Raw genomic sequence first — 18,024 nt, forward strand, 5'->3', positions numbered from 1 at the left:
AAACGATATCTTGAGATTTAAACACTGGCGTCACATAATAAACAGCGCCATTGTTGAACAAAAGCGGCGCATAATAACATATCAAACAGCTGATACTAAGCGACTTTTAGTGAACTCATGCCAAGATGACACTTGTTCTGTCACTAAATCAATCAGCATATCCACATGGGTATCATCTTCATTTAAGCATAGAATAAACTGATTACGCTTACCCCTGAATTTATAAGGTTTGTTTAGCTGCGATGGACACTTCTTTGGGTATCTAAAGCAAACCTGAAATAAATGCAGCACAGATGGCATTACCAGAACGAGTACCACTGTTCGCTAATTTGGCTAATCGCTCATGTATAACAGGGTGATGAGCCACTTTTGTTGCAAATACCCATAAAAAAACCTGCTAAGCAGGCTTTTTAATGTATGCGAACTAACAAAGTGTATTCGCTATTTGGGTAATATTTACTTTAGTACAGAAGCAAGTTGCTCACTTACTGCTGCAACTGATTGAGTACCATCAAACTTGTTGTATTGAGTATTACCTTCAGCAGCCACTTTGCCGTAGTAATCAACTAATGGCTTAGTCTGTTCATGATAAATACCTAAACGCTTACGAACTGTTGACTCTTCATCATCAGGACGAATGGCTAAGTCTTCACCCGTCACATCGTCTTTGCCTTCCACTTTAGGTGGATTAAACACCACATGATAAACACGACCAGAACCAGGATGAACACGACGACCGCTCATACGTTTAACAATTTCTTCATCAGGCACGTCGATTTCAATCACATGATCAATCACAATACCATTGGCTGCCATCGCATCTGCTTGTGGGATAGTACGAGGGAAACCATCAAGTAAGAAGCCTTTAGCACAATCATCTTGTGCGATACGTTCTTTCACTAAACCAATGATTAAATCGTCTGAAACTAACTGACCAGCATCCATCACTTTTTTAGCTTCTAAGCCAAGTGGGGTACCAGCCTTAACAGCAGCACGTAACATATCACCAGTAGAGATTTGTGGGATACCGTATTGCTCCATTATAAACTGAGCTTGAGTACCTTTACCGGCACCTGGGGCACCTAATAAAATAATGCGCATCTCTAAAGTCCTCTTAATAAGATTATATTCTTTTCTTTTTAGGGCGGCGATTTTCGCACATCTGCCGCGCCATTAATAGTAGCTAACGCGATCCATTAGACCTATATCTAATAAGAAAGCCTAAGCTTGAAAACCTAAGTGTTTAATACAGTAAGGTGTATAACTTGCGTCGATATTGATTGGCTATGCTATTTCCTTGTCCCATGGCAGTCATAATTTCAAGGAACAATTGTTTAACTTTACCATCTCCGGCATGAAGATCTTTTTGTAAAAAACCGAATAAAAGCTGTAAAGCTTCTTCATGACGTTGTGCTTTTGTTAACGCTTTTGCCAAATCAATACTTAACGCGGTATCTTCAGGCTGAGCTTCAACTTGAGTTTGTAAATCACGAATTTCAGGGGTGTCTGCCGCATCTTCCGCAAGCGCTAACTTGGCTTTAAGATTTTGATAATAACTGTCTTGATCGGCTAACCCTATACCTTGTAGCAAGTTTTTAGCATCGGCTAATAACCCAAGTTGCAGTTGAACATCAATTAATACAAGTCGCACTTCTGCCAAATTATCTGACTGAGTAATAAGCTCTTTTAATTGCAGAGCTAACTCAGATAATTGTTGTACAGTTAAGGCATCAGGTTGAGCAAGTTGCGCTTTAATTGCCTCAAAAGCTTGGAGCCAAACAGCAGGTAAATGCTTATCTAATAGCTCATTCACCGCGGTTACATCTTGTACACCGGCAAAACCATCAATCGGTCTGCCTTTGTCTAAAACTAAGGTGGTTGGTAAACTTTGAATTTGGAAATATTGGGCGATTTCGACCTCAGCTTCACAATCAACACTGGCTAAAATAAAGCGTTCAGATTGCGAAGATGCAATGCTTTGCAGCGTTTGCAACATTTGCACACTTTCTGGTTTTTGCTGGGCAAAGAAGGTTAAAACAACCATCTTTTCCATTGAAGCATCAACCACTTGTTGGATATTTTCTTTGGTGAGCGAAATGAGGTTTTCCATAATAATCCTTTTTAAAACAAAAAGCGGACACACAGTCCGCTTCTATCTTGTTGCTCGCTTATTTAAGGCTCGCCATTAACATTTGGTTCATTAATTTAATGAACGCTGAAGGGTCAGTCAAACTGCCTTTCTCTGACAATTGCGCTTGTTGTAATAACAAGTTAGCCCAATCAGCAAATAATTGCTCATCCTGCTCGTTGTTTAAACGTTCAACTAACGGGTGCATTGGGTTAATTTCAAAGGTTGGTTTCGACTCAGGTACAGGCTGCCCGGCAGCTTGCATCAACTTAATCATTTGCGTCGACATTTCACCTTCACCAGTAACAACACAAGCTGGTGTATCAGTTAAACGGGTCGTGACTTTTACCTCAGACACTTTACCCTCTAATGCCGCTTTTACACGCTCAACAAGACCTTGAGACTCTTGGGCGACCTTTTCTTTCGCTTCTTTGTCTGCTTCATCTTCTAGCGAACCTAACTCTAAGTCACCTTTGGTCACTGAGTGTAATTTTTTGTCTTTGTATTCAGTTAAATGGTTAATTAACCACTCATCAATACGTTCAGACATTAATAACACTTCAATGCCTTTTTTGCGAAGAAGCTCAAGATGAGGACTGTTTGCCGCAGCGTTATGGCTATCTGCAACAATATAGTAAATCTTGTCTTGTCCTTCTTTCATGCGCTCAATGTAGTCGTCTAGCGATACGGTTGTAGCGGCGCTGTTATCGTGAGTTGAAGCAAAACGTAATAAACCTGCAATGCGTTCACGGTTAGCAAAATCTTCAGCCGGACCTTCTTTTAACACTTGGCCAAACTCAGCCCAGAAAGCTTGATACTGCTCAGGCTCATCTTTAGCTAACTTTTCAAGCATGCCCAAAACACGCTTAGTTAGTGCTGTGCGCAATGATTTAGTGATTTGGTTGTCTTGTAAAATTTCACGCGATACGTTTAGTGGTAAATCTTTTGAGTCAATTAACCCTTTTACGAAACGTAAATAGGTTGGCATAAACTGCTCAGCGTCATCCATCACAAATACACGTTGGACAAACAACTTTAAACCGTGCTTGTGTTCGCGATTAAATAAATCCCAAGGGGCTTTAGATGGAATATACAATAAGCTAGTGTATTCTTGCTTACCTTCAACACGGTTATGTGACCATTTCAATGCATCACTGTAGTCGTGAGAAATATGCTTATAGAACTCTTGATACTCTTCATCTGAAATATCTGACTTATTACGAGTCCAAAGTGCAGTGGCCTTGTTCATTGGCTTCCAACTACCCTCTGTAGCTGGAATTTTTTCACCATCTGGGCCCTCTGACTCAGGCGTGCCTTCTTCAAACATTTCAACCGGGATTGAAATATGATCAGAGTATTTTGAAATAATTGATCGTAAACGGAAATCGTTTGCAAACTCGGTTTCTTCATCGCGTAAATGCAAGGTAATTTCAGTACCGCGAGAGTTTTTAGTGATCGTTTCTACACTAAATGACCCTTCACCTTCTGACTCCCATAACACACCTTCACTCGCGTCATGTCCTGCTGCGCGAGTGCGCACAACCACTTTTTTGGCCACAATAAATGCCGAGTAGAAACCCACACCAAATTGACCAATTAATTGTGAATCTTTTGACGACTCACCAGAAAGGTTGTTAAAAAACTCTTTAGTACCTGATTTAGCAATGGTACCTAAATGCTCAATAACACCATCGCGAGTCATACCAATACCATTATCTGAAATGGTTACAGTGCCCTTTTCTTTGTCGGTACTTACGCGAACACGCAATTCACCATCACCTTCATATAAGGCATCATCAGTAAGCGCTAGATAGCGTAATTTATCGGCCGCGTCAGCCGCATTTGATACTAATTCACGTAAGAAAATCTCTTTATTTGAATATAAAGAGTGGATCATCAAATGCAGTAATTGCTTAACTTCGGTTTGAAAACCATGTGTTTCTTGTTGTGACATGAATAATTCCCTTGATGTTGCATTGAGGTATTACAATAAAAAGCCTGTTTAAGGGATCACATTAGGATTTTGCCTTAAACAAGACGATTAAAATCGTTGATATACAATAAATGGGGTTTGGAAGAAGCATTTCAAGGGGAAATATTTTTTTTGCTGCTTTTTTATGCTGCGATGTTCAATAAAAAGACATTGTCCACCGCAGATGGGGTTTATCGACCAGTTTTATAAAGTAATACGGCCATTAAACGATAATGCCAGTGTAGTACTATCGACATATTCAAGCTCGCCACCCACAGGTACACCATGAGCAATACGGCTAATAACCACATTATGACGCCTTGCCATATCAGCAATAAAATGCGCGGTAGCATCACCTTCTACTGTTGGATTTGTTGCTAATATCAGCTCATTGACATCATCTGCGGCTAACTGACTTTCAAGCAAGGCCAAACCAAGCTCTTCTGGGCCAACGCCATCAAGCGGCGACAAATGACCTAATAAAACAAAATATCGCCCACTAAAATGGCCACCGGCTTCAATGGCTAGTACATCGGCTGGCGTTTCAACCACACAGATAATGCCAGCATTACCGCGTTTTTGGCTGGCACAAATGGGGCATAAATCTTGCTCTGTAAAAGTACGGCACCTTTGACAATGCCCCACCTCAGACATGGCTTTTTGCAATGAATCCGCCAGCTTTAAGCCTACTTTTCGTTCACGTTCTAACAACTGAAAAGCCATACGCTGAGCAGATTTTGGCCCTACACCAGGTAAACCACGCAAAGAATGGATTAGCTCATCAACAAGCGGACTGAATTTCATATTTAAGGTAAACCTTGTTACGTCTATAGAGTTATCTGGAAAGTGACGATTATTCCCTGACTTTAACATGATTGCAAAAGCTTAATGGTATTTATCCGTTTTTGAGAATGCCATAAACAACAGATGACAAATCAAAATATTCAGCTATTAATAAAACAGTAATGCAAGATAACAGGATGAGCCATGCTTAGTTTATGCCGTGAACAATAACAGCTACTGCCAATCTCTATAGCGGGTACTCATAGCCTTTTATAGATAAATTCAACTAGCGTAATGCATTAACAATTGTTTTGAAAAACACCGTTAGAATAATTGGCTATTTTTTCTTTGGTGTCTAAGCTTAAAAATAAAAAGGAGCCATCATGTTTAAAAGTATCCGCATAAAGTTCTCTTTGATGTTTATTGCCATTGCTTTGATGCTAATTTCAATGTCAATATTTGATGCAAGCAGAAACAACCAGACTCTTGAGCAACTGCAAGAGTTTAGCCAACAATTCAATCCAGCGACATCAGCTATTTTAAATGCTGACAGAGATTTGTATCAGGCACAATTGAGTGCAGTAACCCTATTAGATAAAAATCTCAGTGACAGCCAACGCAAAAAAGAAATACAGAATTGGCAAGATAATGTAGAGCAAGCTAAAGACCGCATGCTGCAATTTAGACAATTGTTATCTAATCACCCTATGGTCACTGATGCCACGAGAAAGTTTGATAGCCAATTTGCCACTTGGTATCAAGCCTCAAGTCGAGTCATTGATGCCGTTAAAAAGCAAGACTTTACAACTGCAAAATCTATCCATAATGAGGTTGCCGAAAAAGAGTTTTCTCTGTTGAGGGACATATACAATGCTGCAGGTGAAGCTGCAGATAATAGAGTGAAAGAACTTGACGTGACTGTCAGTGAACGTACTGCAAGTGAGAACACTTTATCGCTTATCATTTCTACTTTTGTGGCAATGATTGCCCTACTCATAGCCTATTACGGTCCTAAAAGCATTGTTGATGCCATTAATGACATCACTCAAAGAATTAATGATATTGCCAATGGTGACGGTAATCTCACCCAACGGATCCACGTAAGTCGAGATGATGAAATCAGTACTTTGGCGAAGTCCTTTAATGTATTTATCGAACAATTACAAAATATGATCATCAGTATTAATAATCACACCAATGAGGTAAACCATACTGTTCAGAAGCTGTCCGAAAAATCTACCGCAACGTTAGCAATTAGTACTGATCAATCACAATTTGTTGAAAGTATCGTGACCGCGGTAAATGAGATGAGCGCTGCGGTAAGAGAAGTAGCATCAAATGCGATGGACACAGCGACAGAAATTAGTAAGGTTAACGATCAAACAATTGAAGGAAAAAGAGTCTTAGGATTATCGATAGATCAAATTGATCAGCTTTCAGCTTCGGTGGCCCAAGCGGTAAAAGACATCGAAAAATTGTCAGAAAACTCATCTAACATCGCGTCTGTACTCGATGTCATACGCGGCATTGCCGAACAAACAAATTTATTGGCGTTAAACGCGGCTATTGAAGCAGCTAGAGCTGGCGAACAAGGCCGTGGATTTGCCGTTGTCGCTGATGAAGTTAGAACCTTAGCCAGCCGCACAGAAACCTCGACCCAAGATATTCAAAAAATGATTGAAATCTTACAACAAGGGGTTCTTGATGCTGTGAAAACCATTGAAGCGGGTGCAGCATTAACTGACTCGACTGTCAGCCTAGCAGCGCAAACCCAAACGGCTTTAGATGAAATTTTAACGTCTACCTCAAGAGTCAGTGATATGTCGAGCCAAACAGCAACCGCCACCGAAGAGCAAACTCATGTCTCTGAAGAAATTAACCGTAATCTAACCGAGCTTTCAGATAAAACGTTGCACTGTAATGATGTGATTAACGAAACCCAGCTTATTGTGCAAACTACCCAATCAATATGTAATGAACTGCAACGTGAGGTATCTCGTTTTAAAGTCGCTTAATAATGATAATGTCATTAGATAGGCTTTTAAAAAGCAACTTAGTTATTCAACTCAGTTAATTCACTTTATTCAATAGCACTGCCTTGCAGTGCTATTTTTTCGAAATAAGCGTTAATTTGCGGTAGTTAACTAGCCATCTCTTTTGTTCCACTCGCTGCTCAAAAACCGTCATATCTCGCTTAGGGTTATGGCTTAAACTCAAATCAAATAAGCTTTGCAAGCCAAAAAAATTTTTGACTTCAATCTGATGCTCTAAAGAAGACATATTCGATGGCCGGGTGAGCTTAACCCCTACTGCAGTTTGTTTTTCCGGCCAGTAACTCATGGCATCAACACAAGATTGATAAGCATCATCTGTGTTACGAGTATGCATTCTGGCTTGGTTTTTAACAGACAAAAGCCCCGCAATCTCTGGGGGAATTAATCGACTTAATTGCAGCTCAATGGTTTTATCACGTATTTCATTCGTATCATGGCGACAGTAATAAATCACATCAATATCATTCAATTTGCAGGCTTCATAATCATGTAACTTATCCCACACTAAATTACGCACAAAGCCTGCTGCAATCAGCCAATCATCTATCGCTAACTCAGTAAACACGGTGGCGCATGCTTCAAGTACTTGCATCCGCATTGCGTCCTGCTTTATCCAACTCACTAGTTGCTGTGCTAACTTTGATTCAATATTAACTGGCATCAGCTTGTTGTTCAGGCGCAGCATTAATAAATGCCGACAGTTGATGGCAATTGTCCCAAATACGGGAAATGTTGGGATATTTATCTAAAGCCACATTAAAGCGTTTGGCATTATATATTTGTGGGATTAAACAAATGTCTGCCAAGGTGACGTTATCGCCAAAACAATAGCGCCCACTGTATTGAACAAGCTGGCTTTCAAGAGCACTAAAACCAAGATGGATCCAGTGATGATACCAAGCCATTTTTTGATTTTCGTCGACACCCATTTCTTTCACTAAATATTGTAAAACGCGAAGATTATCTAAAGGGTGAATTTCGCAGGCAATAGATTGTGCCATAGCACGAACGATAGCTTTATCTTTTATCTGTTCAGGTAACACACTTGGCTGCGGATATTTTTCATCAAGGTATTCAATAATGGCCAATGATTGGGTTAAGCTAAATTCAGCACCGTCTTCACTATCGACTAGAGCTGGCACTAAATGCTGTGGGTTCAATTGATGAAATGCATCACTGTGTTGCTCACCACCATTATTCACCAGATGAACAGAAACCTGCTCTGCCGGTAATTGTTTTAAATTTAGGGCAATGCGTACCCGATAAGCGGCACTTGACCGCCAATAACCATATAATTTCATGAAAATTCCTTATGCTCCCTATCGGAATAAATATCCACCTATTGTTAAGAGATAAATATATTCACTCTGGATGAGTGTTGTGTAATAACGAGTTAACTCAAAACAGGCTTTGTTTAAAAAAAGCATTTATGGACGATTTACTCATCAACTAACGGCGATTGATATAAAAAAAGCAACAACGCTTATCGTTATTGCTTTTTAAGGTCACACTAATCAGCGCTTACTAGCCTTTATACTCAACCACTTTTTGGTCGATTGAACCAAAAATGCTCATGTTGTTTTCATCAAACATTTCAATGCGAACCGTATCGCCAAATTGCATAAATGGCGTGCTAGCTTTGCCGTCTGCAATAATTTCTAGCATACGTTTTTCAGCTAAACAGCTTGAACCCGCGCTACGATCATAATTTGAGATAGTACCGGAACCAATAATCGCCCCTGCCCCTAATGGACGAGTTTTAGCGACGTGTGACACTAATTGACTAAAATCAAATGTCATATCCACACCGGCATTCGGACGACCAAATAATTCGCCATTTAAATGCGTCACTAATGGTAAATGCACTTTACTGTCTTGCCATTTATCACCTAGTTCATCGGGTGTAATTGCCACAGGAGAGAAGGCACTGGAAGGTTTAGATTGAAAAAAACCAAAGCCTTTAGCTAGCTCACCAGGAATAAGATTACGCAGTGATACATCGTTAACCAACATCAATAATTTAATGTGTTTAGCGGCATCAGCGGCATTTACGCCCATGGCGACATCATCAGTGATAACGGCAATTTCAGATTCAAAATCAATGCCAAACTCTTCACTTGCCATCTCAATATCCGCTTTAGGCGCAATAAAGCTATCTGAGCCGCCTTGGTATACTAATGGATCAGTCCAGAAAGAGGCTGGCATTTCGGCACCACGTGCTTTACGAACTAATTCAACGTGGTTGACATAAGCACTACCATCAGCCCATTGGTAAGCTCGTGGCAGTGGCGACAAACATTTTGCTTCGTCAAAGTCGATAGCATTATCCATTTGGCCGTCATTCAGCGCGTCATATAATTCTTGTAACTGTGGATTTAATAAGTCCCATGCATCCAGAAGTTGTTGCATAGTGTGAGCAATTGCAGGTACCGCTACCGCCTTGGTCAAATCTTTGCTAACTAACATTAATTGGCCATCGCGGCGACCGTTGTTATAACTTGCAAGTTTCATTGTTGCTCCTAAATTCAAAGAGACTGCTGGCATATATATGAATGCTTTGCCTTAGCAGACGGTTAGCATGATGCTTGATATAAATACCTGATAAACTCGATGGTATATAGCTTGTGAACAAAATCACATTTGTGGTTAAACATCACCATTCCGTAAAGATATTTATACAAAATTTAAATCTGCTTGAATTGCCTGATTTTCAAGGCGTCAAGTGATGATAATGCCAGCAGTTAGCTGGCATTTTATCGTTACAGGTTTGGTATTAACGCTTTTTCGAAATATTGTAATCGCGTAATTTGTTGGCAATGGCGGTATGTGACACTCCCAATTTTTTTGCTAATTGACGCGTGCTTGGATATGCAGGATATAAACGACGTAATAAACTCGCTTCATATTCCTTCATAGCTTCATCTAATGTGCCTTCAAATTCTTCATCAAAGTAACCAAAGCCCTCAGCATAAGATGGTAATTTAAGCTGTTCAACGGTCAGCTCTGTCGCGCCATCCCACATAGATACGGCTCTAAATATGGCATTTTTGAGTTGCCTAACATTGCCCGGCCAAGCATAACTGAATAGGTAATCACGACAAGATGCCGAAATCCTGCGTAATGGACTAGAAAGCTGCTGACTGTAATGCTCTAAAAACATCTCTGTCAACGGAATGACATCAACTTTACGCTCACGCAAAGATGGCATATGGTAGCTAAGTACATGGATACGATAATATAAGTCTTCTCTAAACTCGCCTGTTTGGCACATTTCAGCTAAGTTCTTTTGGGTTGAACAAATAATGCGAACATCCGCTTTAACTTCTTCATCTCCGCCCATGCGCCTAAAAGCGCCATCTTGCAATAAGCGTAGCAGCTTCACTTGTGCAGCTTTAGACATTTCAGCAATTTCGTCTAAAAAGACTGTACCGCCTTTGGCTTCATCAAAAAAACCGCGTTTAACAACTTGACCATTACTGACAAAACCAAACAGCTCTTCTTCAGCCACACTATCTGGCAGCGCTGCACAGTTAATGGCTATAAAAGGATGATTTCGGCGCATGCTGGCATCGTGACTTGCGCGGGCCATTAACTCTTTACCTGTGCCAGTTTCACCGGTGATCAGTAATGGCGCATCTAACTGTGCCATGCGTTTGGCTTGTTTCAGCACATCTTTCATTTTATCGCTTATGGCTAATACGTTATCAAAACCCGTGGTTTGATTTTGCAGTGCATTAAACTGCTTACCTACTCTGGCAGGAGATTTAAGCGACACAACTGCACCCGCTAAAATAGTGGTATCGTCATCATCAGGTAAATAAATCGGCAGCATTTCAGCAAGGTATTCATTAGAATTAATTGTAACCCGTGAAGCAATCGCCAGTACTTGTGGTTCGCTCAACCAGCGAGCGAAGTTAAAGCCTTGTACCCAGTGATTTAACGATTCGTCCACTACTTCATGCTCGGCCATGTCTAAAGTGAGCAATGCCGATTCGTTAACAATACGGATCCGCCCTTTTGCATCAAGTGAGAACACCGAATCGGGTAGCGTTTTTAATAAGGTTTTTAAGGCGTAGTGTTCTTGCTCAGATGGCATAAACGACACAGTTCGTACATCATGGACACTTTCAACCTTGCGAATAAGGGGCATCAGTTCTCTTAGCATTTCAAAACTGATTTCGGCAAATTGCAAATACAAAAAGCCTTTATTACTGGCATCAATAGCTATCAAATTAATGCCATATTTTTCGAGTACGACGAGAATGTCTTTCGCGAGGCCGACGCGATCATTACAACTCACTTCCAAACGCATAATACTGTGATTCCCTATTTATTGGTTTTTTCTTTGGAAACTGCGCATACGTTAGAGTGTTATGAGAGTGGTGGCAAGTGAAGTTTACAGTGAATTTGTAACAGAGAAATAATCTAGCATGTTACGCTAACGTAACATGCTGAAAATAATAGCCTTGCAATTAATCTAACAACTGGTCGGTCTTGGCTGCCATAATGAAATCATTCTTGTGTAAGCCTTTAATCGAATGCGACCACCAAGTCACGGTGACTTTTCCCCATTCGGTTAAAATACCTGGATGATGGAATTCTTCTTCAGCTAAGTCTGCTAATTTGTTGCTAAAAGCCATCGCTTGTTTAAAGTTTTTAAACTTATACACTCGTTCTAATTGCATCACGCCATCACGAACTTCAACTCCCCAGTCTGGGATCATACGCACAAGTTCAGCTAATTCAGCATCAGTAACTTTTGGCGCGTCTGCTTGACAAGCTTCACATTTCATTTCAGATAGTGCGGTCATTGGTACTCCTAATTTTTCTACTTATAAATCAATATAATGGTGTTATTAAATCAACAAGCTTTGTTACTCTACATTGTTAACTGGCTTTTACTTTTGGCTGAAACATAGGCGCAAATAAACCCAAAGCACGTGCCTTTTGAACATGAGTCATAATGTCCATTTGGGCAATTTCATTTAGATAATCAATATGTTCGATAACGTAATAAATAGGCTGCATAATGTCGATTCGATATGGTGTACGTAACACATCTAATAAATCAAACGGCTTACGTTCTGGAGCATCACTTAAGGCATATAAGGTTTCACCCGGAGAGCTCAATATACCGCCACCATAAATATTTAATGGGCCATCTTTAGCTTGCATTAAACCAAATTCAACCGTAAACCAGTATAGCCTTGCTAGAAACACGCGGTCCTCTTTTGACGCCGCTAAACCTAGCTGCCCATACATGTGCGAGAAATTGGCAAAAGCAGGATTGGTCAATAGTGGACAGTGACCAAACACTTCATGAAACACATCCGGCTCTTGCAGATAATCAAATTCTTCTTTAGTGCGAATAAAGGTCGCTACAGGGAATTGCTTGTTAGCCAGTAACTCAAAAAACTTGCCAAATGATATTAATGCTGGTACCGCAGCGGTTTTCCAACCAGTCGCTTCGGTTAACACTTTGTCTAAATCTGGTAATTGGGGGATTTTATCCACCGACATGTTTAGGGCATCAATACCTTGCAAATAAGCTTCACAGGCTTTACCTGGAAGATTAGCAATCTGACGTTGATAAAGTTGTTGCCACAAGGCGTGTTCATGCTCTGAGTAATTAACATATCCCTGACTATCAGGTTGGTGTGAAATATATTTTGTTGCGTTACCCATGGGTTTCTCTCTACGTCAACTTAACTCACATCATAGTGTGCTATGGTTGCGATTTTGTTAACTCCCTCACACTTTATTGTCATTTCGAATCTGTTGGTATTTTGTCAACAAATAAATACACCTGGTTTAGTTAAAAAATAATAATTAACAAATTCAATACTCTATTTTGGATAGTAAATTTGACGAGTGCAGGGCTGGGTAGCAAAAATTTAAAATAAATCATGCCGTTTATGCTGATTTATCATAGTAATTCTGACTGACTGATTTACAATATGCCGTAATTTCAACGTTTTTATCATAGGATTTGTACATGACAATTTTAGTTACCGGTGGCGCAGGATATATAGGCACCCATACGGTTGTGGAACTACTTGCAGTCGGGCAGGATGTCGTTATCGTTGATAACCTTTCAAACTCAAGTGTTGAGGCGCTAAAGCGCGTTGAAACCATTAGCGGTAAATCAGTGACCTTTTACCAAGGTGATATTCTTAATAAAGCACTGTTACAGAAAATTTTTACCGATCGCGATATTGAATCCGTGATTCATTTTGCCGGTTTAAAAGCGGTTGGTGAATCAGTCGCCAAGCCTTTAAAGTATTATGAAAACAACGTAACGGGAACCATAGTGTTATGTCAGGTAATGGCTGAAAACAATGTCAAAAATCTGGTATTTAGTTCTTCAGCAACGGTTTATGGTGATCCTGCAAGCTTGCCTATTAAAGAAGACTTTCCAACGGGTGCAACAAATCCTTATGGCCAATCAAAATTAATGGTGGAAAATATTCTAGCGGATTTACACCACTCAGATAACAGCTGGAACATTGCCCGCTTGCGTTACTTTAATCCTGTTGGCGCTCATGAAAGCGGTTTAATTGGTGAAGATCCGAATGATATCCCAAACAACTTAATGCCTTTTATTTCGCAAGTTGCGGTGGGTAAACGGGATCAATTAAGTGTTTTTGGTGGTGATTACAACACTCCAGATGGCACAGGCGTTCGTGACTATATTCATGTGGTTGATTTAGCAATTGGCCATTTAAAAGCACTCGATAAATTACGCACTAGCCCAGGCTTAGTTACCTATAACTTAGGTACGGGTCAAGGTTACAGTGTATTAGAAATGGTCAAAGCCTTTGAAAAAGCTTGTGCCAAAACGCTGCCATATCAAATTGTGGAACGTCGCCCAGGTGATATTGCGGCCTGTTATGCAGACCCAAGCTACGCCGCGAATGAGCTTAACTGGCGCGCGACTCATAACCTTGAGGATATGGCTAATAGTAGCTGGAAGTGGCAATCGAATAACCCAAATGGTTATAAAGCTTAACAATCTGGTATTAGCACTATAGGAAAACAGTAATGAGCGACAGCATTAACCAAGGTCGACGTAATTTATTTAGCCGCCGAAAAAGTAACGTCCAAAGACCACCTTGGGTTAACCCTTATATAGAGTTTACCGATATCTGTACTCGTTGCGACAAGTGTATTAAAGCTTGTGAAACCCAAATCATTAAGCGCGGGGATGGCGGCTTCCCCGAAATTCGCTTTAGCGAAGCGGAATGTACCTTTTGTCAACAGTGTGTTACCGCCTGTGAAGAGCCTATTTTTGATCTCCAACAAGCCGCACCTTGGCAGATTAGTGCCAGCATCAAAGATAACTGTTTAACTAACAGCGGCGTGTGGTGTCAAAGCTGTAAAGATGCCTGTGATGAAAGAGCAATTTCTTTTGTTATGGCGGTGGGTCAAGTGCCAAAACCTGCTATAAATACAGATGCTTGTACCGGTTGCGGAGCCTGTGTATCGCCCTGCCCATCTGACTCGATAACCATATCGAAACCAGATTAATCAATAAATATTACTTTATTTGAATGGTTTACATATCAGTCAAAATGATTATATTGAATAGTGATTTTTACCCTTAATAATAACAAGAGCACACAGATGTTTAATCAAAAAAATGCTGCTCAGCAGCTAAGTTTTATTGCCCAAGGCTGTGAATTAACCGGCGATTTTCAATTTAATGGTGACGTTCTGATAAGCGGAAAGATACTGGGAGATATTGTTACCCAAGGTAATCTGGTGATTGAAGCCGGAGGTGAAGTTAACGGAGACATTCAGTGCCTTGAATTGAATATTTCAGGTCTTGTTAAAGGCACAGTCCAATGCCAAAAATTACTGCTCACATCGATTGGCACCTTTGAAGGTGATGCCTACAGCGAAAAACTAGAAGTACTTGATGGCGGCCAGTTTTTAGGCCAGCGTCACCGTGAAAACAGACTGGTAAACCAATGCTAATTATTGAATCATTTATTTAATTCGTTTCACTGCGAGCTAATTTATAACGCTTGCAGTTATCGTCAATGTTTAGCCAACTCACTTGGTTAACGGTGTAGATATGATAATTGGGTGACACTTGATTTGGCTCATCTAACGAAGCTATCGACAAAGTAACATAGTCAGGGTAGTCAATATGGCGATAACTCAAACTACAGCCACAATCTTGGCAAAACCCGCGCCTGACTTTATCAGATGATGAAAATTCTTTTGTTTGCCCTTTAAGCCACACTAGCTGCTCAGCTTTAAAATCCATCCAACTCATCACCACAGCGCCCGATGACAACTGGCATTGCCTGCAATGACAGTAATCAGCATCGAACGGCTTGGCATTAACCTGATAGCGAATTGCACCACATAAACAGCCGCCTTTAAGATTAATGAGCTTAACATCCATTAGCAGACTCCTATTTATACCGATTGACGGTCATTGCTAACAACCTGCTGAGCAGTATCGCTCAAAGCCTGCTGTTGCCATTGTCTTAACAAACTAACCATCTCTTTGGGTTCTCGGTCTAGTGCATCGTAAGATATGTATAAATGATAACCTAAATTGTCGTCTAACGTTTGGCAGCGATGTCCGAACATAGCAAGTACGCCTCGATAGCGATCACCATGGCTAATAAAGGGGGTAAACTCAGCACCAATATAGCTTTCAAGACTTTGTAAATCTTCATCATGGGTGGCTGCCGTCATAAACAATGGCCGCTGCTCAGTTAACAAACCTGTGGCTAAACGCGGTGAAATACAATCTAAAATAGGGTTGATCTTTTTAAGCTTGAAGCCGATATAAGGCAGCTCGATCAATTGCATGTTTTGCGTCAATCGCACGCTATCAAGTCGCACAATATTACTCCATTCAATATCAACCTTGCCGCGACGATGAAAATAACTAAGCCCTATTGGGGTTAACTTTATGCTGATAGGCGGTTCATTTAGCTTTGAGATCCCCAATAACAATCCCACGATCGACAAACCAAATAACACTAATGTCGGCGCTAACAAGCTTTTATATTGTAAAAACAACAGCAGACTTATCATTAAGCCCGTAGCGCCGGCAATGGTGAGGGTAGTGCCATTTCGTTTTGTTTGCGGTGAGATAGATAAACTCATACTTTCGGTTGGGGCATCATTAGGCAGCTGACTCATGATTAATTGTCTTCTTTTAAGGATAATTTAAGGCCATTTTCTACTGGTTGATGGGCGACACCTTTAAGGGTAATCCATAACTGGCCTACATATTCGTGAATACTTTTTTGTGAAGTTAATAATTGCTCGGCATCCAAACGCCACCAATAACTTTTACGGGCAATAAAATCTGTAGGCGCCGCTTGTGGCTGCATACCTAAAGATTCAAAAATCTGCATCGAACGAGGCATATGAGTGGCAGAAGTCACTAACCTAAATGGGTGCTGACCAACTAGTTTATACATGGATATTGCCTCTTCAACAGTATCTTTTGCATCGGGGAAAGCCACTATTCTAGCGGGGTTAACCCCCAACTCAATCGCGGCTTGACGCATAAGTTCAGCATGAGGTGTTGGCATTACCCCGCCACTCCAGCCGCTAACCACTAATTGACAATTGCCCCCTAATGATAACTGCCTTAATCCTTCGGTTAATCTTGCTAATGCTGTGGTCGATAACTGCTGCACTGCGGTGTAATTAGAATTTTCATTGTGTCCAGAACCTAACACCAGCACCCAACATTGTGCGGCAGAATTATGACTTGTCCCCCTGATTGGGCTGGAATTAATAGGATATTGGGATTCTAACGATTTAGCTAAATGATAACTCACATCAGACTGACTCAAGCCTGCTAATAATAGTATCGCCATCACAAAGCATAATTTGGCTAACCTCACTAATTTGCGACTTGATAAACGAATAAGTAAAACCATTACTAACAATAATAACAAGGTCAGCGGGATCGGCATAAACAGTTGCGAGATAATTTTTTTAAGCAAAAACATAGCAGGTCCACAAATCGATATTGGCGATAGTGTAACGAGTCAGCCTAAATATGGCTAAAAAAATTTCCAATAAAAAACGACGCGGCTTGGCGTCGTTTTTATCATAAAGCGAAAGCTAAAACTTACTTACCCCATAACCACGCAGCGCCACGCACACCAGATGATGCGCCATAAAGGTTTTTCACCACAGGTGTGGCACATTCACGACCAACAACATATTTAGGCAATACCTTTGGTAGCTCGGTATAGATGGCATCAATATTTGATACTCCGCCACCTAACACTATCATGTCAGGATCCATCATATTAATGACATGGGCCAATGAGCGAGCTAAACGGTCAATAAAACGAGTAAATGCTTGGCTGGCAAGTTTATCGCCTTCAGACATCATTTGTGCAATTTGAATTCCACTGGTGGCATCACCGCCTGCGGCGCGAAAATCACGAACAAACCCCGTACCTGAAATAAAAGTTTCAATACAATCTTTGTTACCGCAAAAACAATCTGTTGAATGATGTTCATCTGCGGTCATCCAAGGTAACGGATTATGGCCCCACTCACCGCCAATACCGTTACCACCGCCATGGACTTTGCCATTGATAGCAATGCCAGCTCCACATCCAGTGCCAATAATAACCCCAAACACTAGACCTTTACCTGCTGCAGCACCATCAACGGCTTCTGATAATGCAAAACAGTTTGCATCATTAGTCACCCTTACTTCACGGTCTAATCGAGCGCTTAAGTCTTGATCAAGAGGATGACCATTAATCCAAGTCGAGTTAGAGTTTTTAACTAAACCGGTGAAAGGAGAGATAACACCGGGAATACCTACCCCAACCGAACCTGTCTCCCCCACTTCGGCTTCTGCTTCTGCCACTAAGCCGATGATCGCATCAAGCGTATCAGGGTAATTCTTAGGTGTAGGAATACGTTTACGAAATAGCTCATCACCGTTTTCAGCCAAAGCCACTAATTCAATTTTGGTACCACCAAGATCGACGCCCATGCGCATCATAACTTGTCTCTCCACTTGTTTATTATTAAATGCTCGTTGTGTATTTGGCTGTGTTTAAATTGCAGCTTATTCGCACCAA

The 18,024-nt window shown here is 40.8% G+C and carries 19 protein-coding genes; 4 read left to right on the forward strand and 15 right to left on the reverse strand.

Annotation, left to right across the window (positions count from 1 at the left end):
* Window positions 1–81 precede the first annotated feature (81 nt).
* The 5 genes from HBH39_RS10585 to recR all read right to left on the reverse strand — a co-directional run bounded on the left by HBH39_RS10585 (window position 82) and on the right by recR (window position 4,904).
* Window positions 82–300 carry a hypothetical protein gene (locus HBH39_RS10585; RefSeq protein ID WP_167678070.1) on the reverse strand — a complete coding sequence of 73 codons (219 nt, stop codon included), beginning with the start codon at window positions 298–300 and terminating at the stop codon, window positions 82–84.
* A gap of 156 nt (window positions 301–456) precedes the next feature.
* Window positions 457–1,101 (reverse strand): adenylate kinase, encoded by a 645-nt coding sequence (gene adk / locus HBH39_RS10590; RefSeq protein ID WP_167678072.1) that lies wholly within the window; start codon window positions 1,099–1,101, stop codon window positions 457–459.
* 142 nt (window positions 1,102–1,243) lie between these two features.
* A complete protein-coding gene (locus HBH39_RS10595; RefSeq protein WP_167678074.1) occupies window positions 1,244–2,110 on the reverse strand; it encodes a tetratricopeptide repeat protein in 867 nt (288 codons plus the stop codon).
* Between the two features lie 58 nt (window positions 2,111–2,168).
* Window positions 2,169–4,082 (reverse strand): molecular chaperone HtpG, encoded by a 1,914-nt coding sequence (gene htpG / locus HBH39_RS10600; RefSeq protein WP_167678076.1) that lies wholly within the window; start codon window positions 4,080–4,082, stop codon window positions 2,169–2,171.
* A 222-nt stretch (window positions 4,083–4,304) separates the two neighbouring features.
* Complete coding sequence (gene recR, locus HBH39_RS10605; protein WP_167678078.1) at window positions 4,305–4,904, reverse strand: recombination mediator RecR; 600 nt, start codon at window positions 4,902–4,904, stop codon at window positions 4,305–4,307.
* A 362-nt stretch (window positions 4,905–5,266) separates the two neighbouring features.
* On the opposite strand from recR, the gene HBH39_RS10610 reads away from it, so the two are divergent.
* On the forward strand, window positions 5,267–6,898 hold the full coding sequence (locus HBH39_RS10610) for a methyl-accepting chemotaxis protein (RefSeq protein WP_167678080.1): 1,632 nt from the start codon (window positions 5,267–5,269) through the stop codon (window positions 6,896–6,898).
* 91 nt (window positions 6,899–6,989) lie between these two features.
* Here HBH39_RS10610 and HBH39_RS10615 read toward each other — a convergent pair whose 3' ends face one another.
* The 6 genes from HBH39_RS10615 to phhA all read right to left on the reverse strand — a co-directional run bounded on the left by HBH39_RS10615 (window position 6,990) and on the right by phhA (window position 12,622).
* Entirely contained in the window at window positions 6,990–7,598 is a 609-nt protein-coding gene (locus tag HBH39_RS10615) for a nucleotidyltransferase family protein (RefSeq protein ID WP_244325640.1), read from the reverse strand.
* Window positions 7,588–8,238, reverse strand: a complete 651-nt coding sequence (gene maiA, locus HBH39_RS10620; protein ID WP_167678084.1) for a maleylacetoacetate isomerase — start codon at window positions 8,236–8,238, stop codon at window positions 7,588–7,590. Before maiA ends, HBH39_RS10615 begins: the two co-directional genes overlap by 11 nt.
* Window positions 8,239–8,461: 223 nt before the next feature.
* On the reverse strand, window positions 8,462–9,448 hold the full coding sequence (locus HBH39_RS10625) for a fumarylacetoacetate hydrolase family protein (RefSeq protein ID WP_167678086.1): 987 nt from the start codon (window positions 9,446–9,448) through the stop codon (window positions 8,462–8,464).
* Between the two features lie 262 nt (window positions 9,449–9,710).
* On the reverse strand, window positions 9,711–11,249 hold the full coding sequence (gene tyrR, locus HBH39_RS10630; RefSeq protein ID WP_167678088.1) for a transcriptional regulator TyrR: 1,539 nt from the start codon (window positions 11,247–11,249) through the stop codon (window positions 9,711–9,713).
* A 160-nt stretch (window positions 11,250–11,409) separates the two neighbouring features.
* Complete coding sequence (locus HBH39_RS10635) at window positions 11,410–11,748, reverse strand: 4a-hydroxytetrahydrobiopterin dehydratase (RefSeq protein WP_167678090.1); 339 nt, start codon at window positions 11,746–11,748, stop codon at window positions 11,410–11,412.
* A gap of 76 nt (window positions 11,749–11,824) precedes the next feature.
* On the reverse strand, window positions 11,825–12,622 hold the full coding sequence (gene phhA, locus HBH39_RS10640) for a phenylalanine 4-monooxygenase (RefSeq protein ID WP_167678092.1): 798 nt from the start codon (window positions 12,620–12,622) through the stop codon (window positions 11,825–11,827).
* A 310-nt stretch (window positions 12,623–12,932) separates the two neighbouring features.
* Here phhA and galE point away from each other — a divergent pair, with 310 nt between their 5' ends.
* From galE to HBH39_RS10655, 3 genes are all read left to right on the forward strand, one after another.
* The gene (gene galE / locus HBH39_RS10645; protein ID WP_167678094.1) at window positions 12,933–13,946 is read left to right on the forward strand and encodes a UDP-glucose 4-epimerase GalE; all 1,014 of its coding nucleotides are present in this window, start codon (window positions 12,933–12,935) and stop codon (window positions 13,944–13,946) included.
* A 32-nt stretch (window positions 13,947–13,978) separates the two neighbouring features.
* Window positions 13,979–14,464 carry a ferredoxin-type protein NapF gene (gene napF, locus HBH39_RS10650; protein ID WP_167678096.1) on the forward strand — a complete coding sequence of 162 codons (486 nt, stop codon included), beginning with the start codon at window positions 13,979–13,981 and terminating at the stop codon, window positions 14,462–14,464.
* 96 nt (window positions 14,465–14,560) lie between these two features.
* Window positions 14,561–14,914: a bactofilin family protein gene (locus tag HBH39_RS10655; protein ID WP_167678098.1), complete on the forward strand. Its 354-nt coding sequence runs from the start codon at window positions 14,561–14,563 to the stop codon at window positions 14,912–14,914.
* Between the two features lie 16 nt (window positions 14,915–14,930).
* Here the strand turns inward: HBH39_RS10655 and HBH39_RS10660 are convergent, their stop codons facing one another.
* The 4 genes from HBH39_RS10660 to mak all read right to left on the reverse strand — a co-directional run bounded on the left by HBH39_RS10660 (window position 14,931) and on the right by mak (window position 17,945).
* A complete protein-coding gene (locus HBH39_RS10660; protein ID WP_167678100.1) occupies window positions 14,931–15,350 on the reverse strand; it encodes a GFA family protein in 420 nt (139 codons plus the stop codon).
* Between the two features lie 14 nt (window positions 15,351–15,364).
* On the reverse strand, window positions 15,365–16,102 hold the full coding sequence (locus HBH39_RS10665) for a DUF2982 domain-containing protein (RefSeq protein WP_167678102.1): 738 nt from the start codon (window positions 16,100–16,102) through the stop codon (window positions 15,365–15,367).
* Between the two features lie 2 nt (window positions 16,103–16,104).
* Window positions 16,105–16,926, reverse strand: a complete 822-nt coding sequence (locus HBH39_RS10670) for a YdcF family protein (RefSeq protein WP_167678104.1) — start codon at window positions 16,924–16,926, stop codon at window positions 16,105–16,107.
* Between the two features lie 122 nt (window positions 16,927–17,048).
* Window positions 17,049–17,945 carry a fructokinase gene (gene mak / locus HBH39_RS10675; RefSeq protein WP_167678106.1) on the reverse strand — a complete coding sequence of 299 codons (897 nt, stop codon included), beginning with the start codon at window positions 17,943–17,945 and terminating at the stop codon, window positions 17,049–17,051.
* Window positions 17,946–18,024: the final 79 nt, after the last annotated feature.

This window comes from Shewanella aestuarii (assembly GCF_011765625.1).
GTDB lineage: Bacteria > Pseudomonadota > Gammaproteobacteria > Enterobacterales > Shewanellaceae > Shewanella > Shewanella aestuarii_A.